Genomic DNA, 19,218 nt, shown 5'->3' with positions numbered 1-19,218 from the left:
TAAATCTGTTGGTAAAAATTGACCTGATAGTGAAAAATCCATCCTTGTTTTTTGAACAAATTTAACAACTAATCCCCAGAAAATTTACGTGACCCTCCTTAAGTACAAAATTTGAAGAATCAATTTTTGTAATGTTATAATAAGGAGAGTACATCTTCGCATCAATTGAACCTTTTTCAATATCAAAAGTAAACAGCTTGAGGTAACCACCTCCTGCATCGATATTTTGGTAGTTTTGAAGGACCTGATAAATCTTATTTCCATGATCCCCGGTATCGATTTTAAGAGACGAAGTCATGACGTGACCGCTAAATACATACCGTATGTTTTGATGTTTCTTGATGAGTTTGTTAAACACATCCTGGGGACTAAAATCACCATAACCAGCATTGTTCTGTGCAATTTCACCTTTAGTGGTTAAATGATAATGAGTTAGGATGATCACATTATAATTGAAATACTGCTTAACAATATCCCCTGCCCAGTTAATTGCCCCAAGTCTTGGGCAAAACTCGAGGCTCAATACCAGCCAATTGGTTTCGCCCACTTTGAAAGTGTAAAATGCATTGTCACTTTTATCTTTTTCATATCTGCCCCTTTGCAAGGTAAAGCGGTTTGTTGGAAAGTAAGATTCGAACTTGGATGTTTTTCTAAGATTTTGGTTAACATTGCCCGGTGCAGCACTGCCATTATCAAAATTAACCGCCTCTGTATCGTGATTGCCAACGGCAATAGCATAAGGGATGTTATTATCATCCATTTGCTTAAAACCTTTACTGGCCACCTCCCAGTTGTCATAATTATCAAAATTCACAAGGTCACCCACATGCAAAACGATCGGGATATTCAGGGAATCCTTATGTTTAACGATCCAGTCGATTTGGCTATAAAACAAGTCACTTTTACCTGATACCTCTGCTTGTGTATCTGGGAAAACCGGTATGGTGAATTTTTGAGCGAAAGTGTAGGTATAACTGGCCAGCACCAATGAAATTATTACTGGATATTTTATTTTTTGTTTCATGAAGGTCATTCTTTTTTGTTGATGATTATACGATGTTAACTTTGTTATTTATGGAATCTTTTCTAATGCAGGCACATTGGTTTCATAGCCACTGTATCCTTTGTTTTGATTAATGTGTCCATCTGTATTAAATCTTTGTGCAGTAGCAGGAACCGGCCATAATACATGGTATGGTGATATTCTGAAAATAATACCCGCAACGGTGGGAACATGGTTCTTATAGAAATCATTTTTCTCCATAATGCGGTCATAAAAAAAATTATTATCCGAGAAGTTAGCTTGACTATATGTTTTGCCATTATAAGCCGATTTGCCGGTCATTGCAAAAATATAAGCCATGCGGGTAAGTTCAGTTTTCCGGGGTTCTTCATAATAAAGCTCCCTTGCCCTTTCATCCAAAATAGTCCCGATAGTTACTGCAGATGCATGGGTAAGCGGTGTTGCATTGGCACGAGCCCTGATTTGGTTAATGTCATCCATAGCCAAGGCGAGATTTCCTTTCCAGTAATAAGCTTCTGCGCGTAGCAAATAGGTTTCTGCAAGTCTAAAAATATACCAATCTGTATTGGTTCCTCTAGGCGGAGAGCTATATTTATCTAACGCTAAGACATTAGTTGAACTGATTAAAACTTTATAATGTGGCCATCCATAAAAGTGACGAATCGTATCAAGACCTTTGTTGATAAACATATTATTTAAATTACTACTGTTGATATCCTGGATGCGTGTTCCATACAATGCTTTTTCCGTTGGATTAGTTGAATTTTTTAGCACCGGATTGTTATACACCAAATCGGTCATGTTCATCCACATGCCAGGAGCATGGCGATAGTCGGTATTGTCCGTCCAAATATGTTTAGTGCTGTAAGCGGTACCACGGTACCTGCCAATTCCCCTACCATACTTTAAGGTAAGTGGAATTTCCACGGTCACCCCATCTACAATAGCCTGGTTCAGGCCAGATGGCGTCCTTAAATTTGCAAAATGCCAGGCTGGTACACAATTACGCATCACTTCAGATCCACTGGGTGAGGCACCTGCAAGGGTTTCGCGGTCTATAGCTAAAAAAAGTGCTTCTGTATTTGAATTAATGGCCTTATTATCCATACGGTGTAAATCCCATATTACATTTTTAGTCATATCACCGGTGCAGTTATGCTGCGCAATGGTTCCTGACGATTTAAATTGTGAAACAATAAAGCGGTTGTTAAAAGTATCCCAGCAAGTAAAGCCGCATAAGCAAGATACCTGCGCATTTCAATGAGTGCATAAAAAGGCTTTTTAAAACTTTTCTTAGCTATTCCTTTCCCAAGCAGGTCCAGCCCCCTAATATTATCATAGTGGTGCTGCGCTGTGTTTTTTTCCTCCTGATTCCAAGCCTCACTAAGCTTCAAAAACAAATCCAGGTATTCATCGGTTGCCAAATAAGCATTGAGCTGGTCATTTTCTTCGCCTGTGCATTCGCCGGAGAGGTACCTTGTGGTGAGTAAGCAAAATAATTCTTTGTCCATCATCGCCCTAAAGACAAGAATCAGGAGAAAAATCTACTAGTCGGCCAATTTAAAAATACGTAATCTTTTTGTTAAGATAATATTAACAAGCTAAAGGCCAAAAACAGTCGGGAATGCTGATGAGCTTTTTCTGCCATAATCTTGATGGCCTCTACCATGTGGTTTTGGACGGTATGGGAAGATATACCCAAAATTTCAGCAATTTCTTTGTACTTAAGACCTTCCATTTTACTCATCCTGAAGATCATCTTTTTCCTTTCTGGTAAAGAATCGATCAATAAGTTTACTTCACTAAGAAGCTCATTGTAAGATAATATCTCCTCAGGGTCTGATCCGGTAAAAGGCAGATTTTCTGCATAACTTAAATCTGTATACAGTGGTTTTTTCTTTTGAAGGTGGTTGATGGCATGATTTCTTACAGCCTTATAAAGGTAGGGGCGGGTTTTATCGGGTAGGTTTAACTTTGACCTGTTAAACCAAATGGAACAAAATGTATCTGAAACCAATTCTTCGGCTATAGAATGATTTTTAACATAAGGATAGGCAAATCTGCATAAAGGCTGGAAATACCGGTTAAACAAAAGCTTTAACGATAGATTATCACCATTGAGGTGAATTTGCTCAAGCAAAAATTTATCACTCAAATCTTTTTTATGCATTGAAGATGGTTATAATTCTTATATTGGGAAATATAGCTAAACATTTTAATATTATTGTTAAGCTTTGGTTAAATTTACGGTCAACTTAATAGTGGTAAACTTAATTCTTCAAGCATTTATCTTTATATAAACCTATTTTACTGCTGTACTAAAAAAAGTATATCAAAACTCCTTATTCGATAATTATATAAAAAATAATAAATGAAAACTTTATACACCTTGTTTCTATTAATAGGCTTTCAGTCATATACGGTGAGAGCTCAAGCGTTAAACCCAAAAATCCATGATCAATTCATTATGGCTAATTTTAGCAAAGTGCAAGGTCATATTGGTGAAAAATTAGATCAGTCCTATAAAAATAGAATACTGGCCCAAGATATCGATCATTTAATTGAGCCATTTCGCCATTGCAATGAAACACATTTATGGCAAAGTGAGTTTTGGGGTAAATGGTTCACCTCAGCGGTATTAGCCTATAGATACCGTCCGGAACAGGAGCTAATGAATGTTTTGAAAAAAGCAGTAAGTGGTATAATTGCAACGCAAACACCAGATGGTTACATAGGTAATTATAGTAAAGAACACCGATTGGAACAATGGGATATTTGGGGCAGAAAGTATACGATGCTTGGTTTGCTTGACTTTTATGAACTAACAAAAGATAAAGCAAGTCTTATTGCTGCGGTAAAAGTAGCGGATCATTTAATGAAGGAAATTGACGAGAAAGATGGTCTTATTGTGAATAAGGGCAATTATAGAGGGATGGCCGCTTCTTCTGTACTTGAACCAATAATCAAATTATACGTTTTCACTAAAAACGAAAAATATTTAGATTTTGCAAAAGAAATAGTCAGCGAGTGGGAAACTCAAGAAGGACCAAATTTAATAAGTAAGGCCAATGTAGATGTCAGTAAACGCTTCCCAAAACCTGAATCTTGGTATAGTTATGCACAAGGTCAGAAAGCCTATGAAATGATGTCTTGCTACGAAGGTTTATTGGAGTTATACCGAATAACTGGCAAGGAACTTTATAAGGAAGCAGTGGAGGAAACTTGGAAAAGTATTAAGAATACGGAAATAAATATTACAGGTTCTGGCGCATCAGAAGAAATGTGGTTTGGGGGAACTAAACTGCAAACTATTCCAATTTCACATTATCAGGAAACATGTGTTACCGTTACCTGGATAAAATTAAATCAGCAATTATTAAGACTTACAGGGGACCCTAAGTATGCAGATGAAATTGAGCGCTCATACTATAATGCCTTGTTAGGCTCATTAAATTTTAATTCCTCTGATTGGGCTAAATATACTCCATTAAATGGTCAGAGACTTGCAGGAAGTGGGCAATGTGGCATGGATTTAAATTGTTGTGTTGCCAGTGGTCCTAGGGCTCAGTTTACGCTTCCGCTTACAACTATTATGTCTACAAATGAGGGATTAGCGGTTAATTTCTATGTTAATGGTTATTATCAATTAAAGACACCTGCGGGAAAGAAAATTGCTCTTGTTCAAAACACAGACTTTCCAATTTCTGGCCATATAAATTTAACCTTGGATTTATTAGAGAACGAGGAAATGACCCTTCAGTTTAGGATACCAGGTTGGAGTAAGATTAATAAAGTAACAGTAAATAACAAAGAAATTCTAGCTGTTAAACCAGGTGAATATGTTAAAATAAAAAGGAATTGGTCAGCTAAGGATATCATCAACATAGAATTGGACATGCGAGGTAGAGTGGATATCTATGGTGAGGTAAGAAAGTTTGCAGCTATTTCAAGGGGGCCAATGGTGTTAGCTAGAGATTCACGTTTCGAAGGTCCTCCATTAATTACTATAAATCGTCCCCTTTCAGACAAAGATGGGTATATCCAGTTGAAGCCAATTTTGGTTGGTGAAAATAATAATTTATGGATGCAATATACCGCGTTATTTGTACCTGAATCTTATGCAGAATTGGAGGTAAAGCCTATAGAAATTGATTTAGTTGATTATGCTACTGCAGGTAATGGAAAAGTGAAATCTACGTTCCAAGTTTGGTTTTCGCAAATTTTTAGTAAAAGGGATAATTAACTATTTTAATTGAGCAAGAAAGGTTTATGGAGATAATCAAGGTTCCACCTAAAATAATATTTACATAACCTTTTTGTGTATTTCAGCTGTCATCAGCTTGCAAGACTATAGTAAGCGTAGTTTGGTTCCTCGAAAGAGCATGGCTTGGTCAATATTTGTCTTATACAAGCGGCATACGATTTATTGGCAGGTAAAAGTTAAAAGCGATTTCCCTTGAATAAATAATCAGCTTGCCTGGTAAGCGAAAATAAAACCTTAAGTTTAAGGACGTATTTATATACTTCTATTAAAATGCTAGTATTTAATAACTCGTTAAAACCCGTATAATGAAAAGATGCTATTTTTTTGCTTTTTGCCTTTCGTTACTGAATTCAATAAGTTTTGCCCAGCCTGTTAATTATAAAGCTCGTATTGAAGTGCTTCATAAAAACATTGAACACTATTTTAAAGCTAACAAAACTGGTTTATATTATGAAACGGCTGATAGTGTTCAAAAAGATAATCCACATTCCTGGTTATGGCCGTTATGCGCTTTAGTGCAGGGTAGCAATGAAATGGAGGCATTTGTGCCAGGGTCTAATGTTATGGAACCTGTTGTAAAAGCAATTGATCAGTATTATAGTCCCATAAATCCTCCTGCTTATCAGGATTATGTAACCTCAGAAAGGAAAAGTTCAAGGTTTTATGATGATAATCAATGGATAGCGATAACTTACCTTGATGCTTATCATCGGAAGCCTAGTCCGAAATACCTCAAGGATTCAAAAATGATTTATGAATATATGGTTACCGGTATGGATACCGTTGCCGGAGGAGGATTGTATTGGAAAGAAGGGGAACTCGATACCAAAAATACTTGTTCAAATGCTCCTGCAATTTTAGTTGCTTTGCAGCTTTATAAAATCACTAAAGAAAAGCGGTATTTAAAAACGGCAATGTCTGTCTATAACTGGACAAACAAAAACCTCCAGGCACCGGATGGTTTATTTTATGATGCTATAAAAATTCCTTCCTTAAAAATAGATAAGCGGCTTTATACGTATAATGCCGGCAGCATGCTCCAGGCTAATGCCTTGCTATATACGATCACTAAAGATAAAAAGTATTTAATGGAAGCACAGCGTATTGCAAAAGCAGCGAAAGCTCACTTTTTTAAAAATAACCGCTTGCCATTAAACTATTGGTTTAACGCTGTTATGCTGAGAGGTTATCAAGAACTTTATAACATTGATAAGAATAAGGAATGGATTGACTTTTTTATTGTAGACGCAAACAGTATTTGGTTGGAGCGGGATGAGCATGATTTCTTGAAAAAGGGAAAACATAAGTCCTTAATTGATCAGGCTGGAATGTTGGAAATCTATGCAAGATTGGGCCAGATTGGTTTGTAATGAGGTGAAAAACCAAAAGGATTTTAATCGATTAGGTCTTTCAACTCTTTTGGATTAAGGGGTTTTTTAAGCATTTTATGTACGAAACGATTGGCCTCAGCCCTTTTTATATCTCCAAAATCAAGGGTAGAGGAAAGGACAATTATTATACTATGATTAATTAAATGATGTGGGAGATTCTTAAAAGCCTCTAGAAAACTGAATCCATCCATGTCTGGCATTTGTATATCAAGTAAAATATAGTCTGGCAGCATGTTTGGTTGCAATGCATGCTTCTTTAGATAGGTCAATCCCTCCATCGCCGACAAACAGGTAATAATATGGCAGCCAGCAAAATGAAGTGAAAGGATTTTTGTATTGATTTTTAAATCAATTTCACTATCATCAATAAGCATTATTTTATTAAGCTTGGTGTTCGGGCTGAGCATTTGGTATATTGATTTTAAAGGTTGTACCCTCTGTGTTATTTGAACTAACGGCTATTTTTCCATTAATTTTTGTGAGCGCTTCTTTTACGATAAATAAGCCTAATCCACTTCCATGGTGATTTTTGCCTTTGAAAAATTGTGCAAATATTTTTTCAAGGTGATCGTCAAGAATCCCAATACCATTATCCTGCACTAAAATTTCTGCCATTTCAGTGTTAACTGTAACTTTAATAGCTACTCTTTTATCTGGTTCATTTACTTTTTGGTAATTGATTGCATTAGAAATTAAATTACCTAAAATAACCTCAATTCTAAAGGCATCGCCAATAAAGGTTGACGGTTGATCAACAGTAACCGCGAAATTTGTATCCTTATCTGCATAAGAATAGAGCGGTATTAATTCTGAAATTAATGCTGAAAAATTAATTTCAGTCTGGTCTGAGGCTGTTTTATTGTTTTTATAATACTGAAGTGTTTTTTGAATGTAGTAATCGAGCTTATTGGAACAGGTTTCTATTAAACCCCAGTATTCGCCACTGGATGTAAATAAATCTTCCATTTTAACCAGGTTTACAATGCCAATAACAGAAACAAGTGGTGCCCTTAATTCATGCGAAATACTATAAATAAACCGGTTCAATTCATCATTGGTTTTCTCTAGTTCGGCCACCTTATTACGGAGTTCAACTTTGGCTTTGTAAGCATCATAAGCATTTTTGATGCTGTTATGAAGTTCCAGCTCATTCCAGGGTTTTGTTATGTACCGATAAATGTGCCCTTCGTTAATGGCATCAGCAAGTGCCTCAATATCGGTGTAACCGGTAAGGAGTATCCGGGTAGGGTCAGGATAAGTTTTAACAATACTTTTGAAAAACTCAACTCCAGTAATACCGGGCATTCTTTGATCGGCTATAATTACGTGTACGTCTATGGTTTCCAGGATTTTTAAGCCTTCATCTGCTGAAATAGCTGTATAAATTTCGTATTGCCTTCTAAATCCGGCCTTAAATGCATGTAAGTTATATTCTTCATCATCAATGTAAAGAATTTTTACAGTTGCTGCATTCATAATTGAAGGTTATTTTGTGTGTAGGGGCAAGGTAATAATAAATTCTGTACCTTGATTTTTTTTTGATAAAACTTCAATGGTACCTTGATGATTTTCAATAATCCTGAAAACAATCGATAAGCCTAGCCCCGTTCCTTCGCCCACATCTTTAGTGGTAAAGAAAGGTTCGAAAATCTTTTGTTTAACCTCATCCGACATGCCGCTTCCTGAATCTTTGATGCTGATCTTTACCTGGTTATCTTCTTGCCATGTTTTTACCCATAGGTACTCTTCAGCTGCAATAACAGGTTTTGATTTAATCGCTTGCACCGCATTGTTGATTAAATTCATAAATACCTGGTTTATTTTTCCAGGCATGCATTCGACTGGAGAAGCGTTTACATATTCTTTAATGACTTTAAGCTGATGTGGAAAGGTGCTTCTGATTAATACCAGCGTAGAATCTAAACCTTCATTCAGGTCAACCGGTTTGGTGTCACTTTCATCTAAACGGCTAAAGTTTTTTAGACTTCTAATGATTTCAGCAGTTCTTCTGGCACCATCACCTATCCCTGAAAGCAATGATTTTATTTCAGTCCGGACAAAATTTATATCTATTCGTCTTTTGAATGCATTTATAGTATTTATCTGCTTTTCGATATCCCCATTAATGTCTAAACTTTCATACATCATTATCACTTCATTGAGTTCATTGATGTCTAGCTCAAGAGGCTTGATATTGGAGGTTACAAAGTTTATAGGGTTGTTTATCTCATGTGCAATACCGGCAGTAAGTTGTCCCAAGCCGGCCATCTTTTCTGCATCAACTAATTGCGATTGCGCTTCTTTTAACTCAAATAAGGCATTGTTCAAGGAATCGTTAACAGTCTCTAAAGCTTCAGTACGCTCCTTAACTTTTATTTCCAATAACACATTTTGCTCACGAACTAATTTCTCGTTTTCTGTTGATATGCGTAAAGCCTCGGCCTGTGATTCTTCCTTTTCTTTTTTGAAAATGTTAATTTTATCTGCCAAAGCAAATGAAAGCAACACAGCTTCTAAACCAGAACCAATTAAAATGGCATTGTTGATTAAAAACGTTGGTGGCAAAATACCCACATCCTTCAGTATAAAAATGAAAACACCCAAAAGAAAACAGGACCAAGAAATGATGAAATATAAAGCAGGGCGATAGTTCTTTCGGTAGATTAATATCCCTGTTATGACCACCAACAAAGAGGCTGCTAGAGTTAATGCCTGTAGTATAATTTGTGCCTGTATTGGATAACCAACTAAACTCACAAAGAAACCAATTGCGTAACAGATAATTACACCATTTAAAATTGGCGTAAATTTTTTTAAAAAATGATTGACGTGTAAAAATTCTTTAGTAAAGAGGATTGAGGTGATTCCTACAAAAACAATAGAGAAAACTATGCCCTGGTTATTTAGCCAAATATTATCTCCCCAAAAAAACAAGAGAGAATACCCTTGTAGGGAAGCTTGGGTAAAACCTACACTAATTATATAAATGACATAAAAGAAATAACTCCTGTCGCGAACGGTAATGTAGATAAAAATATTATAAACAAACATTGTTAAAATCAGTCCTAAATATAAACTGAAAACAACATTTCCTAATTCTATTGATTGAACAGTTGATTTAAAATCCCCTAAATAAATAGGTAAGTTTATGGGGTTAACTGATTTTATGCTCAGGTAATAAGTAATTGTATCTTTTTCAAATGGCGCTAACTTAAAAATTACGTTTTGATGTTCCAGATCGCGTTTTTTAATTGAAGTACTTTGTCCGGATTTGCGGCTTGTAAACCCCTTTTCAATAGGCGTGTATAATGTAACCTGATCGAATGTTGGGTTTTTAATTTCCAGGTAAATATCATCTTTTTTAATTGGCCTTAATAGCTGAAGTTTTATCCAGACTTTAGAACTGGTCAGGCCAACGTTGGCAACTTTCTCCCTGTTGGCATTAAATTTATTTTTAGCAATAACTTCTGTTAATGATAATTTTCCGGAAGCATCTTCAAAAATGTAAACTTGGTTACTAATATTTTGCTGTCCTTTATTGCTTATGTTGATTTTTACTTGAGCTTTAATTTCTAATTTTGAAAAAATCGCTGAAAATAATAAGGTGATAAAAACAAAGTGCTTTATAAATTTCACAAGCTAATCTGATTAAGGATACTTAATTCATATTTTATTTCAATATCACCTTTTGGGCTGGTTTCTTTTCTGAGCTGATCTGGGTTGTTAATTAAATCAAATACTAAATCTTTGATAATAGGTTCTGCTTTTTCCAGTGTCCTGAGATTGTCGACGATTACCGCTGTTGCAATTAAATCTAGCTTAGGGTAGTAAAACTGACCATTGTTACCCAATTCACTATTAATCTCAAACCCTGTCTTTTTACCTCCTCTTACTGTTGCTGGTGCACATAACGCAAAGAGGCTATGTAAATTTAGGTTATAGGCTAAGGAGACTGCCGCTCGGATTAAAAAAATACTACCTACGCCAAACCCGGCAATTTCTTTGGAATTCCAAAGTCCACATAGTTCTCCTGTTTTCAGTAACTTTCTTTTCTCTAATTGCTTAAATATATTTAAGTCAATTTTTCCTATGGCATCTTCAATTGGGAGTGGTAAAAGATCATCCGCAATTTGTATTCGTGCACCTCCTAGTGCCCTTCCGTCTTCTAAAGATTCAACAATAATTACATAGGTGTTTTCGTGATGTACCCATGCATGCTTGGCCGAAGTAATCATCGTGATACCAAATATTTCCAATACCCTTCGGTGACCTTCAATAAACTTGTAGCAGGAAGCCTCATCGTCGGTTGCTTTAAATACTCTAAACCGTACCATCTAATTGTTGTTGGATTTAAATATTTGATCAATTGGCAAGCGTACAGAAGGATTGGTCTCCTTTTCTGCATAGAACAACCTGCATAAGAACACAGGAACTTCGTTTAGGCTTACATCTGAAAAACATTCGTAAAACAAGGTGTTTAATTGCTCAAATTTTTGTTTTAAATAAGGATCATTGTCCAGGCCCTCACCGTATTTTAGTACATTAAAATGTAATATGCTCGCTGTCATAGGGTGTAAAGAAATATTATTTAAATTCGCAGTTAGCCACATTCGTTCGGCAGCTTTTCCTCCTTCAATGAAATTCTGTGCATTGTATTTCGGCATGGTTATCAAACCAATGGCTGAGGCTGAAAGGCCTGCTTTTTTAGATAATCGCTCAAGTCCGCTTCCTTTTTGCCATTCCTTAATTAGTTTTAATACTTGCGGATCCTTAGCAATGCGCATTCCTACATCTTCACCCGGAGTAAGTTCGAAAGATTCTAGATCTAATCCATCACCTGTTGCAATACTTTGTTCTTTAGTCCATCGAAGCTCCATATTGAAAAGTTCATGATGCCCTGTAGGGGTAAAAAGGCGTAGTTTATCAGCTTCACCCATAATTTGAGCAATTTTTTTGATGTGCTCTTCGTCTTGCAGGTAGTAAAACTTAGCGCCCTTTATATCTGTGGTGGCATGTTGTATTTTTTCTAATACTGTTATTGGAATCGTCTTTTTTATTTTAGGAATATTCTTACTGGTATGTCTTATGTCTGTGAAATTCGCTAAAGGATCTTTTTCTTCCAAACCCTTAGCCTGGCTAAATTGAAGAACAGCAATTAGTGTTGGAATTTCCTGATCAGGAAAAGTTTGTTCATGTAATTCTAAATCAAGAGTCTGGGCTTTTAATCGTATACTTTCTAACGCTAAACCGAAAGCCAAATGAGCTATACTATTTTCCTGGTTAGCGAAAGAAAAGGATCGCTCAGTATCATGAAATAAGAAGAGTGAACCCTGGAGGTAATACCATTTCCATGGCTGGTTATTTCCTGCTGAGGCTGCTCTTTGTGCCGTACTTAATAGCGCTTCTAATTGTTCCGTAGTTAAAATAGCTGGTGTCGTTATTTTTGAAAATTTGGCACTAGCAGTTAAATGTGAAATTTCATCAAAACTAATTCCTTTCTCAATTATAGGAGGTGCTATTTTATTTGCCTTATTTTCTGGATCACCAATTAGCTCTTCCATGTCAACGAAGAACCTTCCAGATACATGTAATTCGTCAAGTAATATTCTTCTGGAAAGGTCTGCCGTGATACCCCCTCCATAGGTAACCGCACTGGCCAATTGAGGCCATGAAGTAATGGTTTGCTGTATTTCCAGCATAGACGCTTTCATTCGTAGTGACAAAGTTTCTACTCCTGCTATGGGTAAAATATAAGGTACCTTTTCCTCGTTTGTTTTAAGAAATTTAACTTTGGACACATCAAGATGTTCAATTTTCCCATGTAAAATTGGACGCTCAGGCTCTAAATCAAATCGTTCTATATCAATGGTTCCTCGGTCACTTGCTTCCATTAATACGGGTATCTGGTAAAATTTTGCTTTGGTGCGGCAAAGGATCTTAATATCAATGCCATCACATTCATCAATAAGTAAATCAAGTTTGCCATTTTCAATAAGGAAGGCATCAATATTATGTTGTGTTAGTCCATTATGGAAGCAGGTAACCTTTAAGAAAGGATCAATTTCTGCAATTTCTCTTGCTACAATAACGGTCTTTTTTAAATCTACATTATGTACGCCTGATCTAATGCGGTTTAAGTTAGTTAAATCAAGCACATCAAAATCGGCAATCCTCAACTCTCCACATCCCCTTTCGATAGCCAGGGTTAGTGAAACAGATTGACCAACAGATAAACCAATGACGCCGATCTTCTTTTGCATTAACTTGTCTTGTTCCTCCTGAGTAATTTTATGCTTGTTTCTATTGGTACGAACTTGAATATATTCTTGTTCATCTAAAATATGTACTACTTTTTCTAACCAGGGATAATATACCCAAACGCCGTATAGATTTGAGTCAACACCTTTTAAGTGGTTTTTAATAGCAGCATCTAGTTCATTATCCTCAAAGACTTTTTTTGGATTTAGTCCTTTTAACAAATCCTTTAATTGGTTGTAAATGGTGTCGAATACCTGTATAAATGGTTTTTCTTGCAACAATTGAGTCAGGGTTGATACATCTTCAACTTGAGCCAAGCGGTAGAATTGAGGTGTATAATTATCTTTATACAATTGTGTTTGGGAAATGAATTCTTTGATGGACTTATTAAAATCTTTACTTAAATACATTTTTTTTATAAAAATATCAGGTGCAATTCGTGATCAAAAATAAAGTTTTTATCTATACTAAATTTTGAATAAAATTATATATTTTTAACAGTATAACGAATTACAAAGCTTATTTTATTTTCTTAAAAATTTTATCTTTTATTTAAACGCTGAAAATGAGCACTTTTAGTGCTGTTTTTGTCTGTTAAATTAATATAAAATATTTAAAGTTATAATCTTAAGCTTGAATTAGTTTAAAAACTTAGAAAAGCAATACCTTTATCAAAATTATTTAATACTAACAATGGACCAGGATACACAAATAAATGTATTGTATGTAGATGATGAAGTTCATAACCTGAACTCCTTTAAAGCCGGATTTAGGCGGTTGTTTAACATATTTACGGCTGAATCTGCCCTGGAAGGCCGGGAAATAATAGAGAGGGAAAATATTCACGTTATTATTACCGATCAAAGGATGCCAGTAACTACAGGGATTGAGTTTCTAGAATCAATCATTCCTGATTTTCCTGATCCCATCAGAATTTTATTGACAGGATACGCTGATATTAATGCCGTTATTGACGCTATTAACAAAGGCCAGGTTTATCGATATATTCAAAAACCGTGGATGGAAGAGGATTTAAGGATCAACATCGAAAAAGCTTTCGAAATCTACACCCTTCGTAAAGAAAATCGGGAGTTAACAGAAAAGTTGCTTATTGTAAATCAACAATTGGAATTTTTGTTAAGACAAAACTTGCTATCTTAATATTTACGCACCATGCTTCCCGATTTTATAATTGGCAACATGGTGCGTAAATAGTTTATAATTCTTTTCTTAATCTTGCTACCGGGATATTCATTTGCTCTCTGTATTTGGCAACTGTTCTACGGGCAATGTTATATCCTTGATCTTTCAGGATTTCGGTTAGCTTTTCGTCAGCTAATGGTTTTCTTTTATCTTCTCTGCCAATGCAGTCTTCCAATATTTTTTTTACTTCTTTATTGGAAACTTCTTCACCACTTTCGGTTTGAATCGCTTCGGAGAAGAAGGATTTCAAAAGAAAAGTTCCGAATTCTGTCTGAACATATTTAGAATTCGCGACCCTTGAAACGGTAGAAATATCCATATCTATTTTGTCGGCAATGTCTTTCAAAATCATTGGACGCATTTTACGTTCATCACCTGTTAGCAAATACTCATATTGGTATTGCATAATTGCATTCATTGTTTTAAGTAAAGTTTGTTGTCTTTGCTTAATTGCATCAATGAACCACTTTGCTGAGTCAAGTTTTTGTTTTACAAACTGAACAGCTTCTTTAAGCTTTTTATCTTTTAGTGTGGCTTTGTCATAATGTTCAAACATGTCGATATACGAACGGCTTACTCTTAATTCAGGTGCATTTTTAGAATTTAGCGTTAAAATTAAAACGCCATCATTATTAGAGACATGAAAATCAGGAATGACTTGTAACTGCTTGGTAGTTACTTGATTGGAATCTCCTGGTTTTGGGTTTAGACGTAGAATTTCATTAATAATTTCTTTTAACTCCTCACTTTGTAAGTTTAGGGATTTTTCTAATTTATCGTAATGTTTTCGCGTAAATTCGTCAAGGTAATTTTCTACAACTTGTATTGCTTTGATAATAAGGGGTGTTTGCTCTTTGCGCTTCAGCTGCAGGGTTAAACATTCCTGCAAGTCTCTGGCAGCAATTCCCGGAGGGTCAAAGTTTTGAATTACTCTTAACATGTCCATTACATCTTCTTCTTCCACCATTATGTTTTGAGAAAATGCTAGGTCATCAATCATGGAAGTGATAGGCCTTCTTAAATAACCGTCATCATCCAGGCTACCTATAATTTGTTTCCCTATAATAAAGTCCTGATCTGACAAAGGAAGCAGGTCTAATTGTTGCTGCAAGCTTTCAAAAAATGTGCTTTCTATAGCAATAGGAGTTTCTTTTTTTTCCTCATCGTCATCACTATTGTTATAAGAAGTACTGTAATCATTTACATTGTCATCTTGTAAATAATCATCCACATTAAACTCATCAGTATTGTCTTCTTTAGCAGATGGATCAAAATCATCCGGACTGTCATCGTACTCATTCTTAGGTTCTTCTGCAATCATTAAACTGGGATCTTCCAGTGCAGGATTTTCTTCTAATTCCTCTTTTATGCGGGTATCTAATGAAACTGTAGGCACCTGCAGCAACTTAATAAATTGAATTTGCTGAGGCGATAGTTTTTGAAGTAATTTTTGTTGTAAATGTTGTTTTAGCATGTTTAGAAATGGCATTAAACCCGTTTCAAAATTAAGCATTTGGTTTAGATATAAACTAATAGCTTAAAGTATTATTGTAATATAATGTTTTTTTTATTGCAATAAACAAGGTTTAAGCGTTAAAAAACTATAAATTTAATTAACGGATTGTTAATGGCTATTAAAGAAAAAAAAATAATGGGTTTTGTTAAAGAATTTAAAGAATTTGCAGTTAAAGGTAATGTGATAGACCTTGCTGTGGGTGTAATTATTGGTGGTGCTTTTGGAAAGATTGTGAATTCTATGGTCAATGATTTAATAATGCCACCAATAAGCTTGTTTATTGGTGATAAGGGATTTACCAATTTTTATTTGCCTTTAAGTGAAAAGGTTCGGACATTTGTAACTTCTAATCCAACTGCCTCTTTGGAAGAAGCCAGAAAGATTGGACCTGTCTTTGCTTGGGGTAATTTTATTACCGAAGTCATTAATTTTGTAATTCTCGCTTTCATTATATTTTTAATGGTAAAGGCTATCAATAAGATGAAGAGAAAACAAGAGGAAGTGCCTGTTGTAGCGCCCGCTCCTTCTAAAGAACAATTATTGCTTACCGAAATTAGAGATTTATTAAAAACAAAATAGGGGTCTACAATTTGTTTTATTCATTTAAAGGGGTAAATAAATTTTTACCGCTTATATTATATCTTTCACCGGTGTTTTCCTACTTTTTAAGCTCCAAGCGTTAAATGCAGTAGTCATGATTTATATATTTGATTTGGTAGAAATACAAATAAAAACTTCTTAAAATAAATAATGATGAAAAATAATGATATTGGTAATCCTACTAACCGCGTTTGGAGTGGATTGATTATTTTGGCGATTGGTATTGTCTTCTTTTTAAAAAACTTTGGAGTTAATATAGCAGACTGGGTCTTAAGTTGGCACATGTTGCTTATCGCTATCGGCTTTTTTATTGGTGTTAAACGGAATTTCCGTGGTGGTGGCTGGTTAATTATGGTTTTAATTGGTGGTTATTTTGCCATCGAAGCTATTGGTGGTTTTAATTTTGGCAAGTATTACTTCGCGGTAATTTTTATTATTTTAGGACTTTACATGATTTTTAAACCAAAAACAGAATCCTTACGCCTCTGGAAGAGTAAATCGGCCGATACTGCCCATTATGAAGAGGTAATCGATAAGAATGACATCATCGATTCTGTAAATGTATTTGGAGGGTCGCATCAAAAAGTCTATTCTAAAACCTTTAAAGGTGGGAATGTGTTAGCTATTTTTGGTGGCTGTGAACTTAATCTTACACAGGCAGATTTTCAAGATACGATCACGATTGATGTAATCGCATTTTTTGGTGGTGTTAAAATTGTTATACCCCCAAATTGGCAAGTTAAGTCTGAAGTTGTTGCAATTTTTGGTGGAATGGATGATAAAAGAGCAGTAGCTCCAATTAATGATGGGCCATTGAAAATAGTGATCATCAAAGGGGTGGCCATGTTCGGGGGGGTTGAAATTAAAAACTATTAAGACTTAAAGCCTGTGATAACCACACCACTTTCTGTTCCAAGAATTCAAAAGATTGCTCTGGGTGCTTTTCTGATTTATATAGCCGCTTTTGTATTGCTCTTTTATTACTTGCTCAACTTTACCTTATTGATTTCTTTCGCTGATAGCGGCATCAACAATGTATTACTTGCATTTTGTTGTATCGTTTTTAGCAACTTGCTCGGTTATTACCAACCTAAAAATGAACCATTCATTTTTGTATTTATTGTTACCTTAATCCTGGCTTTATTTGTAACTTTTTTCAGCAGTTTCTTGTTGAATTTACTCATTTCAAATGTTAAGTACGAAAACTTTCTTCTGCTTACCTTACCATTTAGATTTATCATAGTCTTTCTTTTTTTAGGCTGGTGGGCATTGGTAAATATTTTGTGGTATCGTCTGGAAGAGCAGTCGGAGGTTAAAGAAAGGTTATTTGCTGCTCAAAGCCTTGCAAAAGAAGCTGAGTTGAATAAATTGAGACACCAGCTACAGCCTCACTTCTTGTTTAATTGCCTTAATTCTGTCTATGCATTAACCATCGTAAACCCTAAGGAAGCGGGGCCAATGATAACTAAACTTGCTTCTTTTCTTCGAGGGACACTAAAACGTGACGATGATGTATGGGTAAATGTAGCCGAAGAAATGGAATACATTCAACTTTACCTAGATATAGAAAAAGTAAGGTTTAGCCATCGGTTAACTATTGATGTCCAGATTTCAGAAGAAACGCTTGCACTAACCTTGCCGGGTACTTTATTGCAGCCTATAGTGGAAAATGCCATCAAGTTTGGCCTATACAATACTTCTGCAGCCATCACTATTTCTATTCAGGTAAGCTTGGTGCATCAGCTGCTGCAGGTTAATGTGCGCAATCCTTTTGATCCGGAAATGAAGACTACCGAGGGCACTGGGTTTGGATTGAGTGCCATCAGACGTAGATTGTATTTGTTATTTGCCGATCATAATCTACTGCAAACCTTTACTGAGCAACCTAATTTATTTGTAACACAGCTTAATGTACCTCAACGCCATGATAAGAACAATATTAATTGATGATGAATCTCTGGCAAGAGACATCGTAAAATTCTATTTGCAAAGTTATCCGGAAATAAAAGTTGTGGCTGAGTGCAGTGATGGATTTGAAGGATTAAAAGCAATCACTCTTTTAAAGCCTGATTTTATTTTTTTAGATATTCAAATGCCTAAAATTAATGGTTTTGAGATGCTGGAACTCATAGAGCAGCCACCTGGAGTAATTTTCACCACTGCTTTTGATGAATTTGCTATTAAGGCTTTTGAAGTCAATGCAGTAGATTACCTGCTTAAGCCAATTGAAAAGGAACGTTTTGATATGGCTATCCAAAAACTGCTGAGTAAGGCTAATCAAGGTGAAGCCAAGAATAAGGAGCTGCTGGAAATGGCCTCTTTAAGCCCCGTTCAAAATAACCGTGTGGTTGTTAAAAAGAATGGTGTGATAAAAATTCTAAATGTGATTGATCTTCATTATATCGAATCTGATGACGATCATGTTAAATTGAGTACCACAGAAGGGGTGTTTTTTAAGAACAAAACCATGAGTTTTTTTGAGAAAACATTAGATTCTTCACAATTTATTCGTATTCATCGTTCTTATATCATAAATTTGTCCAAGGTATCTAGGATAGAGTTGAAAGAAAAAGAAAGTTATATAGTGCTTTTAAAGTCTGACATTTGGCTACCTGTAAGTAAAACGGGATATTTAAAGCTCAAAGCATCATTAGGTATATAGAATTTGTTAAAAATTGCTATACATCTTAAATGTATTTGGATTTGAACAAAAATCACGCTATATTTGCACCTCTTATTTAAAAAATATATAGTTAAGATATAATACAGTTATGAAAAGAACATTCCAACCTTCGCAAAGAAAGAGAAGAAACAAACACGGCTTCCGCGAAAGAATGGCTACAGCAAACGGTAGAAGAGTATTAGCTTCTCGTCGTGCAAAAGGAAGAAGCAAATTATCTGTTTCTGACGAGCGTCGTCACAAAGCATAATTTTGATTGTAACACCTTAAGTGTTAGCGGAT

Annotated in this window: 18 protein-coding genes; 8 read left to right on the top strand and 10 right to left on the bottom strand. The window is 35.3% G+C overall.

The window, feature by feature from the left end; genetic code table 11:
- Positions 1-61: 61 nt before the first annotated feature.
- The 4 genes from AAKU52_RS07025 to AAKU52_RS07010 all read right to left on the bottom strand — a co-directional run bounded on the left by AAKU52_RS07025 (position 62) and on the right by AAKU52_RS07010 (position 3,194).
- Entirely contained in the window at positions 62-1,024 is a 963-nt protein-coding gene (locus AAKU52_RS07025; RefSeq protein ID WP_354331680.1) for a metallophosphoesterase, read from the bottom strand.
- 48 nt (positions 1,025-1,072) lie between these two features.
- Positions 1,073-2,164 (bottom strand): RagB/SusD family nutrient uptake outer membrane protein, encoded by a 1,092-nt coding sequence (locus AAKU52_RS07020; RefSeq protein ID WP_354331677.1) that lies wholly within the window; start codon positions 2,162-2,164, stop codon positions 1,073-1,075.
- Positions 2,161-2,538, bottom strand: a complete 378-nt coding sequence (locus AAKU52_RS07015) for a hypothetical protein (protein ID WP_354331675.1) — start codon at positions 2,536-2,538, stop codon at positions 2,161-2,163. The genes AAKU52_RS07020 and AAKU52_RS07015 overlap by 4 nt, the downstream gene beginning before the upstream one ends.
- A gap of 68 nt (positions 2,539-2,606) precedes the next feature.
- The gene (locus tag AAKU52_RS07010) at positions 2,607-3,194 is read right to left on the bottom strand and encodes an RNA polymerase sigma-70 factor (RefSeq protein WP_354331673.1); all 588 of its coding nucleotides are present in this window, start codon (positions 3,192-3,194) and stop codon (positions 2,607-2,609) included.
- Between the two features lie 201 nt (positions 3,195-3,395).
- On the opposite strand from AAKU52_RS07010, the gene AAKU52_RS07005 reads away from it, so the two are divergent.
- Together AAKU52_RS07005 and AAKU52_RS07000 are read left to right on the top strand one after the other, a co-directional pair.
- On the top strand, positions 3,396-5,267 hold the full coding sequence (locus tag AAKU52_RS07005; protein WP_354331671.1) for a glycoside hydrolase family 127 protein: 1,872 nt from the start codon (positions 3,396-3,398) through the stop codon (positions 5,265-5,267).
- Positions 5,268-5,593: 326 nt separating this feature from the next.
- Positions 5,594-6,658, top strand: coding sequence for a glycoside hydrolase family 76 protein (locus AAKU52_RS07000; protein ID WP_354331669.1), 1,065 nt, complete (start codon positions 5,594-5,596; stop codon positions 6,656-6,658).
- Between the two features lie 23 nt (positions 6,659-6,681).
- On the opposite strand, the gene AAKU52_RS06995 is transcribed toward AAKU52_RS07000, so the two are convergent.
- The 5 genes from AAKU52_RS06995 to AAKU52_RS06975 are packed head-to-tail and all read right to left on the bottom strand — an operon-like array spanning position 6,682 to position 13,347.
- Entirely contained in the window at positions 6,682-7,086 is a 405-nt protein-coding gene (locus tag AAKU52_RS06995) for a response regulator (RefSeq protein ID WP_354331667.1), read from the bottom strand.
- Positions 7,061-8,155 carry an ATP-binding protein gene (locus AAKU52_RS06990; RefSeq protein ID WP_354331665.1) on the bottom strand — a complete coding sequence of 365 codons (1,095 nt, stop codon included), beginning with the start codon at positions 8,153-8,155 and terminating at the stop codon, positions 7,061-7,063. Before AAKU52_RS06990 ends, AAKU52_RS06995 begins: the two co-directional genes overlap by 26 nt.
- A gap of 9 nt (positions 8,156-8,164) precedes the next feature.
- Positions 8,165-10,315: a sensor histidine kinase gene (locus AAKU52_RS06985; RefSeq protein WP_354331663.1), complete on the bottom strand. Its 2,151-nt coding sequence runs from the start codon at positions 10,313-10,315 to the stop codon at positions 8,165-8,167.
- Positions 10,312-11,013, bottom strand: coding sequence for a hypothetical protein (locus tag AAKU52_RS06980; protein ID WP_354331661.1), 702 nt, complete (start codon positions 11,011-11,013; stop codon positions 10,312-10,314). The genes AAKU52_RS06985 and AAKU52_RS06980 overlap by 4 nt, the downstream gene beginning before the upstream one ends.
- Positions 11,014-13,347, bottom strand: a complete 2,334-nt coding sequence (locus AAKU52_RS06975; protein WP_354331659.1) for an Rv1355c family protein — start codon at positions 13,345-13,347, stop codon at positions 11,014-11,016.
- Between the two features lie 283 nt (positions 13,348-13,630).
- Here AAKU52_RS06975 and AAKU52_RS06970 point away from each other — a divergent pair, with 283 nt between their 5' ends.
- Entirely contained in the window at positions 13,631-14,098 is a 468-nt protein-coding gene (locus AAKU52_RS06970) for a response regulator (RefSeq protein WP_354331657.1), read from the top strand.
- A gap of 55 nt (positions 14,099-14,153) precedes the next feature.
- Here the strand turns inward: AAKU52_RS06970 and rpoN are convergent, their stop codons facing one another.
- Complete coding sequence (gene rpoN / locus AAKU52_RS06965) at positions 14,154-15,614, bottom strand: RNA polymerase factor sigma-54 (RefSeq protein ID WP_354331686.1); 1,461 nt, start codon at positions 15,612-15,614, stop codon at positions 14,154-14,156.
- A 177-nt stretch (positions 15,615-15,791) separates the two neighbouring features.
- On the opposite strand from rpoN, the gene mscL reads away from it, so the two are divergent.
- The 5 genes from mscL to rpmH all read left to right on the top strand — a co-directional run bounded on the left by mscL (position 15,792) and on the right by rpmH (position 19,186).
- Positions 15,792-16,235, top strand: coding sequence for a large conductance mechanosensitive channel protein MscL (gene mscL, locus AAKU52_RS06960; RefSeq protein WP_354331684.1), 444 nt, complete (start codon positions 15,792-15,794; stop codon positions 16,233-16,235).
- A gap of 171 nt (positions 16,236-16,406) precedes the next feature.
- Positions 16,407-17,132, top strand: coding sequence for a LiaF transmembrane domain-containing protein (locus tag AAKU52_RS06955; protein WP_354331655.1), 726 nt, complete (start codon positions 16,407-16,409; stop codon positions 17,130-17,132).
- Between the two features lie 12 nt (positions 17,133-17,144).
- On the top strand, positions 17,145-18,203 hold the full coding sequence (locus AAKU52_RS06950; RefSeq protein WP_354331653.1) for a sensor histidine kinase: 1,059 nt from the start codon (positions 17,145-17,147) through the stop codon (positions 18,201-18,203).
- On the top strand, positions 18,181-18,918 hold the full coding sequence (locus AAKU52_RS06945; protein WP_354331651.1) for a LytR/AlgR family response regulator transcription factor: 738 nt from the start codon (positions 18,181-18,183) through the stop codon (positions 18,916-18,918). The genes AAKU52_RS06950 and AAKU52_RS06945 overlap by 23 nt, the downstream gene beginning before the upstream one ends.
- A 109-nt stretch (positions 18,919-19,027) precedes the next feature.
- Positions 19,028-19,186: a 50S ribosomal protein L34 gene (gene rpmH / locus AAKU52_RS06940; RefSeq protein ID WP_073232865.1), complete on the top strand. Its 159-nt coding sequence runs from the start codon at positions 19,028-19,030 to the stop codon at positions 19,184-19,186.
- The last annotated feature ends 32 nt before the right edge of the window (positions 19,187-19,218 follow it).

It is taken from the genome of Pedobacter sp. CG_S7 (genome assembly GCF_040544395.1).
Lineage (GTDB): Bacteria > Bacteroidota > Bacteroidia > Sphingobacteriales > Sphingobacteriaceae > Pedobacter.
This window is presented reverse-complemented; position numbering and strand designations above follow the sequence as displayed.

Coding starts and splice junctions, on each gene's coding strand:
- AAKU52_RS07025 (WP_354331680.1), bottom strand. CDS start 1,024: ATGAAACAAAAAATAAAATATCCAGTAATAATTTCATTGGTGCTGGCC.
- AAKU52_RS07020 (WP_354331677.1), bottom strand. CDS start 2,164: ATGACTAAAAATGTAATATGGGATTTACACCGTATGGATAATAAGGCC.
- AAKU52_RS07015 (WP_354331675.1), bottom strand. CDS start 2,538: ATGATGGACAAAGAATTATTTTGCTTACTCACCACAAGGTACCTCTCC.
- AAKU52_RS07010 (WP_354331673.1), bottom strand. CDS start 3,194: ATGCATAAAAAAGATTTGAGTGATAAATTTTTGCTTGAGCAAATTCAC.
- AAKU52_RS07005 (WP_354331671.1), top strand. CDS start 3,396: ATGAAAACTTTATACACCTTGTTTCTATTAATAGGCTTTCAGTCATAT.
- AAKU52_RS07000 (WP_354331669.1), top strand. CDS start 5,594: ATGAAAAGATGCTATTTTTTTGCTTTTTGCCTTTCGTTACTGAATTCA.
- AAKU52_RS06995 (WP_354331667.1), bottom strand. CDS start 7,086: ATGCTCAGCCCGAACACCAAGCTTAATAAAATAATGCTTATTGATGAT.
- AAKU52_RS06990 (WP_354331665.1), bottom strand. CDS start 8,155: ATGAATGCAGCAACTGTAAAAATTCTTTACATTGATGATGAAGAATAT.
- AAKU52_RS06980 (WP_354331661.1), bottom strand. CDS start 11,013: ATGGTACGGTTTAGAGTATTTAAAGCAACCGACGATGAGGCTTCCTGC.
- AAKU52_RS06975 (WP_354331659.1), bottom strand. CDS start 13,347: ATGTATTTAAGTAAAGATTTTAATAAGTCCATCAAAGAATTCATTTCC.
- AAKU52_RS06970 (WP_354331657.1), top strand. CDS start 13,631: ATGGACCAGGATACACAAATAAATGTATTGTATGTAGATGATGAAGTT.
- rpoN (WP_354331686.1), bottom strand. CDS start 15,614: ATGCTAAAACAACATTTACAACAAAAATTACTTCAAAAACTATCGCCT.
- mscL (WP_354331684.1), top strand. CDS start 15,792: ATGGGTTTTGTTAAAGAATTTAAAGAATTTGCAGTTAAAGGTAATGTG.
- AAKU52_RS06955 (WP_354331655.1), top strand. CDS start 16,407: ATGATGAAAAATAATGATATTGGTAATCCTACTAACCGCGTTTGGAGT.
- AAKU52_RS06945 (WP_354331651.1), top strand. CDS start 18,181: ATGATAAGAACAATATTAATTGATGATGAATCTCTGGCAAGAGACATC.
- rpmH (WP_073232865.1), top strand. CDS start 19,028: ATGAAAAGAACATTCCAACCTTCGCAAAGAAAGAGAAGAAACAAACAC.